Source organism: Endozoicomonas sp. ISHI1 (assembly GCF_024606225.1).
In the GTDB taxonomy this organism is placed as follows: Bacteria; Pseudomonadota; Gammaproteobacteria; order Pseudomonadales; family Endozoicomonadaceae; genus Endozoicomonas_A.
Genome location: NZ_JAGRPU010000082.1, coordinates 1 through 8,610 on the forward strand (window position 1 = coordinate 1; position 8,610 = coordinate 8,610).

Annotated in this window: 1 protein-coding gene; it reads right to left on the reverse strand. The window is 53.3% G+C overall.

The genetic code is table 11. The features are described from left to right. Window positions 1–235 precede the first annotated feature (235 nt). A complete protein-coding gene (locus KBW69_RS22890; RefSeq protein ID WP_257282422.1) occupies window positions 236–8,572 on the reverse strand; it encodes a calcium-binding protein in 8,337 nt (2,778 codons plus the stop codon). Between the last annotated feature and the right edge of the window lie 38 nt (window positions 8,573–8,610).

The window sequence follows — 8,610 nt, forward strand, 5'->3', positions numbered from 1 at the left end:
TAAATTGGTCTAAAAATTCCTGCTTCTTCGTCAAATAGCTCGCTATTCTCCTCAGAAGCAGAAATTTTTATCCTCAATTTCTTGCAATCCTCGCTACGGACGCTTAAGTCCGACAGGCTGCTAGGGGTTTGGGGGATTGCGATAATTGCCTTTTTACTGGCTATCAGAGGGCTTCAAATACGTAAGAATTGCAACAGGTAGTGTAGTATGGAACTTCGTCAAATTCCTCACGGAATCAGCCCTGATCCATGGTCGTCAAAGGTAGCGGGGTTGTCAGGTTCTCTATCGCTCTTTGGGTTGCTGATGGCTTAAACGACGGGCACTCGACACTGCTATTGCACGACACTGTACTAATTTCCTGCACCAGACGCTGGTAGTGCCGGTTCATTTCCGTGTTATTCAGGCTGGCCACTTCTTGACGATTATTCTCTGCTTCAACCGTGTCAGCGTTGTCTTTCTCGCTTCCGGCCAGACTGCTCAGGTAATTCATCAGCCGCTGTCCACTGTGAATGATCCTGTTCAGAAAGCCCGGGGCTTCCTTGTCTTCACCGTTGCTGTCTCCATTGCCACCGGCAGCCATTGCATCTTTTGTGGTGCTCACTTTCGCAAGTACCTCGTTCATGCTGAGCACCTTGTTATTGACGATCAGGCGTTCAATGGTTTCGCCTTCCTTACTGAAAAAATTCAGCACCCGAAGGCTCTGGGTGGAGTTGATTGATTTTGTGCCACTTTCGCTGTCCTGCAGCGTTCTATCATTCGTCAAGATAGTCAGGATCAGGTCGCCACCCGCTTTTTGATAGTGCAGTTTCTGGCAGGGGTAGGTTTCAACTTCCAGCTGGTCAGCCGTGCCCGTGGCGTTTGACAAAATCCATTGATCACTGTCAATGGTGTCACTGCCAGTAAAGCGGTAAATGGCACTCTTTTCATCGATGACATACTGATGTCCGGGGACGCTTTTCTGTAGCAGTGAATAACCAGACCTCAGTCGTTTATCAATGAAAGTCTTGTCATCCAGAGTCCCGTCATCCAGCTCCAGGCTGTCTGGCCAATCGTTGGCATAGACAAGGTGAGGGTTCCGCCAGTTGCCAATCCTCACCAGGGGATCCGCACCGGATGCCATCATTTTTATGCCTTCAGGCAACGGGAGATGCCGGTTGATGACCAGTTGATCAACGGCTACCTCATTGGTTTGGTTAACCGTTAGCTTTGGTTTGTCAGCGGCATAACAGTTCTGCGTCCGAACTATCTTGGGTGGCTTGAGGGCCTGCGCCGCGAAAACACTCTGGCCATTCCGGTAGACGGTTAGAAACCCAGTGTCATCTATAGTCATGGCCAGGTGTTGGCGTGGAGAGGTAAAAAATTGCTTGATCCTGCTATGAAAGACCCTAGCTCCATCCGTTAGCCTGATCTCCAACCCGCCATGTCTCTCCAGGTGCAAGCTGATGGCATCGGAGCCGTCAGTTCCGGCAAAATGCATCAGTTTGACCTCGGCTGGTGCTCGACTGTCGGGGGTGAAGGTACGTCGCACCCGGGCCGCCAGGATAAAGCTGCCGCCGGTGACCGGAGGGGGTATCAGCCGTGATAAACCGGCTGGACAATGAGCCTGGTCACCGCTGTCAGTGGCATTGTGCGGAGCCAGCGAACGCCAGCTTGCTGCCTGCAAATCGATGAGGTTGACACCGTTCAGGCGAACCCGGTTAAACGAAGAGGGAGCAAAGACTATTTCTACTGGTTCGTTTTTCTCTGTATTTCCCTCCGTATTCTCCAGCTTCAGGCTGACAAGATTATTACCGGGGCCGGGGTGTAAGCTGGCACCACTGCTTTTGAGATGGAAAATATCATTTCCCGAATCCCCGAACAGCCCAACCCCCGGCTTGACAGTACCAGAGATGAAGAACACGTCATCACCTGGCCCGCCCCGCACCGGTGCTGTGACATTACGAAGCCGGTACGTGTTATCCAGACGCCTGTCAGCCGTCAGCTTGGTGTAATAGTAGTCTCGAAGTGTTTTGCCGGTAAGCACCTGGATTCCGTTGTTGAGCGGATCAATCGTTGTCAGGCGCCAGATATGCCGTTCCAGGCTGTTGACAAAGTGCCCGGTAACCAAGCTGCCATCTTCGCGCACACAAAAGGGAACGTGCCTTAAATGGATGCTGAAAAATAAATGTCCGTCGTCGTTCACTTCCAGGCGGGTATAATTTCCGGTCAGTTGCCAGTCAAGTTTTTCGGACTGTACACCGTGCAATACCAGAGTATTTCCGTTGTCCCGGTCGACGATCCGGGTGCCATTGGCCTGCGGGTAGATGACGTAGATATCCGGGCCAAGGTTGCCGGAAAGAAGGTCAGGCCCCAGGTTCGCCACCATCCGGTCAGCTTTCCGGCTGCCATAATGTCTGTTGTATCCGGTTCCCCCTATGGTGGAGGTGATTGAACTATTGTCCTTGGTGTTGGGAGAGGAAATGATAAAAGTATCGTCGCCGCCTTTGCCATCCACGGTAAGGCCGGCGAGGGCCGGAATTTTGAAAATATCGTTGGTCTGCGAACCCTTGATAATCTCAAAATTACTGACAACTGTCGGCCATGTTTGATAGGTGGCCTGGGATTCGGATGACCTGAGCGAAAAAGATAAATGACCTTCGACGTTTTTACCGGGAGGGCAGGAGCGCGAATCGCTTGCAAGACAGGGAAGGCTCGCTGCTTTTTTTCTTAACGACAGATGGAGCCGGACAAAATGCGGGGCAACGGTTGCCTCGCTGAAGTCCAGGGTGTCTTTGCCCGGACCACCGTGAAAATGGCTGATCGTCGGCAGCTTCAGAAGAAAAAGGGAGTCATCTCCCCTTCTGCCATTAAAACTGCGCAGGGAACCTCTGGAGACATAAATATTATCTTTGTCGTCGCCGGAAAATCTTATGTTGCCCTTCCCGGTATCCTCAAGGATAAAGTTCCTGACCGTTAAAGTCTTTCTCAGATCGACAGCCACACGATGACTAACGGGCAAATCAAAGAGCAGTGTATTGGCACCGCTGCCTCCGTCCAGGGAGGTACCCTTTTGCCAGCGGGCGTTAAGGATGATCCGGTCGTCTCCGTCCCCCATGCTCACCTTGTCCAGGCCGCCTCCGGTGCTGAAAATATCCGTACCATTGCTGCCAAAGAAAGTATCATCGCCCGAAGTCCCGGCAATCTGGTCGATCCCGTTGAATACCGTCTGGTGATAACGCCAGCTGCCCGTTACGTCAGTATTTCGCCATCGGGTCTGTGCGATCCCCTCCGTGACATTGACGGTCATCCCATCCAGTTGATAGGTTGAGGCGACTTTGATACTGAGACTTCTGGAGCCTCGCCGCAGGAGCCGGGCACCGTAAAGGACGGCAAACTTGTCGTGTATTAGCTGGTTGTATCCCTTCTCGCCGGCAATAACGGTGGTATTGCCCATGCCGACAATGAACTGGTTATTCCCTCCCATATCCTTCAAAATGTCGCGCCCCCCCATGCCAAGCAATACATTATCCGTGGAGGGGTTGCCTGTTAGCCGGTCATTGCCAGGGCCGCCGGCAATGATGGGGATGCCAGAGTGTGAGGCTGAAGACAAGTCAAGGTGAACAGCCGGTAAAATCACAGAGCTGCTGAATGCCTTCGAAGCCCCGCATAGCTTAAGAAAAGTCACATCCCTGTCATAGGTATGACGTATCTCAAGCATGGTCAGGGCTTGTGCCATTGGCTGACCGGGGAACAGTTCGGCCCATCTTTTTGACACCGGTTTTAACTCTGATACCGTATGGCGACTGTGATGTTGTCTGCGACCGTCTGCATGGGTTTTAACCAGTTTTAAAGTCAGTGTGTGCCGTGGTCTTAAAGAGATAATTGCATGCGGCTCCCTCATGAGGGGGGCTACGCCTTCAAAGAGCACCTGCTGTTTGCCCGGCTTCAGGGTCAGCTTGCGTAAAACACCACTGTGGGGGGTGCATGTGGAAGCGCTGAAACGAAACTCAATCTCCAGTCTGATATTATTGCTTTCCTGACTGCCAATCCGGTGCAGGCCGACACCGAGGTTTTTTCCTTCATTAGCAAGGTTCTCCAGCTCAGTCTTGTCACGCCAACGTTTCCGGGGGAATTCACCTAAAGGTTTTCCGGGGTAGCGATTCAAAAATGCCAGCATCTGTGCTCTGGAAAAGGTGTAGGTGTCCACTTTCCTGGTGACCTTGCAAAGTCTCCTTCCCGAATCAAAGTGAGCTGAGAGGGTGGTGTTGCTCAGTTTCATCACATCCCCGGCTATGAACTGCCAGCGGCCTGTATCGGCCAGATCCCTCCGGTACCAGTGGGTATTAGCGCGGCTGACGTTGACAGGCGGGATGTCGGGGGTGTTGAAGTCCACGGTGACGGTCTCAACGGGTCTCTGTTTGCTGAAAACCAGATCCATGCTCTCGCTAACCGGGTTGACAGTCAGGCTGGCCAGCTGTTTGTTCTGTCGGCACCCGGCACCAAATCGCCCCCAGCGGATGACCAGCACTGGCCATTTGCCTGTCGAAGGCTCCTGAGGTGTGTGGACGTAAAATTTGTGGTTACCAAGGTTGTTGCCACTGAGCCTGATTGAATCCGCATGAGTGCCCGTGTAAACCTTGTGGTGACCCTCACCCAGTATCACCGTGTTAAAACCGCTTCTCAGCCAGACAGACGTCTTTCCGCCGTGAGTGATGACTGTGTCGTTACCCCCTCCGGCATCCAGGATATTGGTGCCATTGGTGACCATGAAAACCGTATTCTCGTCGTTTCCTTTGATCCGGTCGTCGTGGGGAGAGTCCTGTATGACCTCGACACCGGTCACCACATCCCCCGACGACGGATCCCGGTTGGTCATATCCAGCCAGAGCTTTTCTTTTCGGATCATGTAGGAAAGGGTGTCTGTGCCGGGGCCACCGTCCACCACGTTTTGACCGGTCAACACCGCCCGGTCATTGCCCGCCCCCAGTTTTATTACGTCTGTCCCATTGCTGGCATAGACGAAATCGTCACCACGGCGCGCATCCACTATGTTGTTGCTATTTTTATCTCCCCTGAGAAAAATGGCATCACGCTGGTCAGACCCGTACACTTCTGAGCCGTCTTCGGAACCCACCAGGTTTTCCATACCCTGAACAGTGCCCCCGGTCTTCAGGTAGTCCAGGAGGGCTGCGAAGAATTTAATGGACTGATGACTTTCACTGGCCTTAAGCAGGCTATCCTTTTTGAAAAAAAACAGGGAACGGTTGGCGTTCACCCAGAAAACGCCTTTGAGCGAAAAATAGATGTGGACTTCCTCTTTCGCGCTACCGTACTCAACTTTGCCGAGGTAAAAGTAAAGCTGCTCTCCGTAAATATCAGAAATTCGTCCGACGCCTGTGTGCCTGGCGTCAGGTTTGACGTGCTTCATCAATTCGTTAGTCACCAACGACCTGGCGACAGGGGCGACACGAAACACATCGAAAACGGATTTTTTGCCTGTTTCCCGGCCATCCGGGTGGTCGGTGCCCAACTTATGAAACAGGAGGTAATCATAAAAACGGCTAAGCCAGCTTCCGGTTTTCAAGTCCATCCAGAGTAATGGCTTAGGGTAACCATGACGGTAGCGAGTCGTGATATCCGTGGTTCCGGATGATAGGCCATGTAACTTGAGGGTATGACGACCAATACTGTAGTGAGCCGTGAAATTAACGCTTTTTTCTTTGCCGAAAACAGGAAGCGAGAAGCTGGGCAGAATCAGCGTATCATAGCCGGGTCCGCCAAAAAGGCGCCCATAGCCTAACCCCGGTGAATGATAGTCATCCCCTTTGCCACCGTGCTGTTCGACTGCGCCGAGCTTGTCAATGAGCCTGTCATTACCCGAGTCGCCATACTGGCGTTTACCGTAATAAATCTCATCGTTTCCCGGTCCTCCATAGCCCGTTCCATCCTCCTTTGACAGGTAAAGGGTGTCGTCGTCGGTTCCCCCATAAGCATTACCTGAGTGCCCAATCCAGATAATATCCCTGCCACTGCCCCCGTAGGCATCACCTGACTTTTCAATCCGGAGAAGGTCATCGCCAGTGTCCCCGTAAGCCGTACCTGACTTTTCAATCCGGATATCGTCATTGCCACTGTCCCCGTAAGCCGTACCTGACTCTTTAATCCGGATAATGTCACTGCCACTGCCCCCTTTGGCGATGCCTTTTTCCAGAATCAGCGTGTCGTTGCCTGAACCGCCAAAAAGCTCCCCCTTTTCAGAGATCAGGATGTCATTGCCACCCAAACCATAAAATATCTTGTATCCTTTCTCGCCTCGCATATAGTCCGACAGGTATGTTCCTCTCACGGTTCGCCTTACATTTTGCTTATCAAGTAAGGCAAGCCATTTGTCTTTATCGAACTTACGCACAAGAAGCCACGCAGCGGAGAACGTCAATGTCTCGAGGTTCTCATCATACTTGCTCTGGTCAAGATAATTACTGGCATCGTCGTAGAGCACAAACCGCCTGTAGCCCTCTTTCTCAAAGTGTTCCACCTGCTTATTAAGGTGTTCATTGAATTCAGGGCTCTCCAGTAAAGCGTTGAAATCCTCCCTGGCAGTAGGGGGTGGCATAATGGCCTGCAAGGCCGTTTGCACGAAACCCAAAAGCATACTGATCAGGTCTACAACAATACCCAGCTTTGGAAAGATGAAGTCCAGCGCCAGACTCAGAACATCAAGGCCAATGGTAATGACATCGAGGGCCGCTATGGCGCCAAAAATGACTGCCCGTTTATGGCTGCCAGCTTTTCTTGCCGCATCGGCGCTTGTGGCATTAGCGGCCAGTGAAACAGTGCCAGCGGCGAGCGCAATGACACCGCCTACAATCGGTAAAGTCCTGGCTACCCTGAGCGACGCTTTTGGGCCCAGCTTTAAAGCTGCGCCAAGGGCTCCTGCCGGATTTTTCGTCCTGACAAGAGTTTTGCTCAGCGCCCAGTTGGCGCTCATGGCAAGGCTGTAGGCAGAGTTAGTGATGCCCAGGCCCGCACCCGCATAGGCCAGGTTCCTGGCTTCAGCAGGCATTGAGTCACCGTATTTTTCCAGGTTTTCCAGTGTCACTGTGGCCAAGGCAAGGCCAGCGACGGCATTCCCTGCGCCGACAAGCATCCTGCCCGTATTAAATTTTGTACTACGGTCCAGCACATCCAGCACACGCATGAATTTCCCTTGCGATCTTTTCGACCCACCTCCTGACTTGATGTTATCCGGGTTATCGGGCCCAGAGCTATCCTCGCCGGTATGGCCTTTTCGGACCCGGAGCTGCTCCATGAATTCCGGGCTTGCAAGCAACAGTTCCTTGACATAGCGGGTGTCCGCGGCACTGTAGCCCGAGCCATTGAGCAACATGACCACCCGATCAATGATTTGCTCCGGACTCAACCCCTGCCTTTGCGCCAGTGTCTGTCTTAAGAAAGTAAGAAGATTCTTGCGGAATTCCGGGGTGTCCATAATGTCTTCGGTGACAACTGCCGCAAAGCGCTCCTGTTCCAACAGCAGGAAAGAGTCTGCCAGCAACCCTTTGTCTCCGGCAGCCTGCCTGACCCTGTTGAAGCGGTCACTGACCTCAATGTTATCCAGGTGCCCACTGACCCGGTCCACCAGGGCCATTGCGGTCTTGACTGGTCCGGAGCCGTCGCACAGCACGCAGTCTGCGACAGGCAGCCTGGTTGCCTGGCCCTCTGGCAAACCGGCCTTGTCCAGTTTCTGCAAGGCCTTGTTGAAATCACGGTCGCTGATATCAACGAGGCCGGCCATCTGGCTCATGTCGATATCGCTTCTGAGTGCGGCAACGCTGTCGGCAACGTTCTGGCGAATCTCCCTGGCCAGAAGGCGGGCTTCGGAGGAACCCTCCTGTTTCAGCCTGTTTGCCAGCCCGATAAAGCTGGTCAGACGTTCCAGCAGGCCGGAGAGCGTCAGCTTGCCTTGTTTAACCATGAACTCGCTGGCCAGCACATCCGGCGACAAGCTGTCCATACCCTCTGGCAGTCTGATCCGCTTCTGTTGCAGGGCCAGGAATGATTTTGCCTGGTCCTCCGGTTTCAGTGCTTTCCCTGCCTGCAGCAAAGCCAGTGCAGCCGCTGCGGTCAGCGGACTGGCGGTGCCATTGCCCAGCACCAGTGTGCGTTGGGCAGGCATCAGGTAGGAGGCATCGGCGGTGATTGAGGGGTCGGTGAGTACCCGAACCGTCAGGCCGACAAAGGTCACTGAAAATTCTCTTTTTCCGGCCAGGTTCAGTAGCCCGTTGAGCCGCTGATAAAGCTCCGGGGAGATCCTTTCAGGCAGGGAGCCCAGTGCGCTGACCTCTGCCACCAGTAACTTCCCGGCGATGGCCTCGGCCAGGTCTTCCGGGATGGCTGACTGCCTGGCATATTGCAGGAAATCCCCGGCAAAGCGTTGCCGGGTGGCCGTGTTCATCTTGTCAATAACGGCATTAATCTGACCGGTAGCGTCAATGGCCTTAAGTTCATCGAAAGCATCATAAGAGTCCGCCAGCTGTGACAGGTAAGCCTGTGTGCCCGAAGTGTTTTCACCGGGGTCAAGGGGTTGTCGCAACAGCTTCTTCAGGCCTTCCTGTGACTGTGTTGACAGGG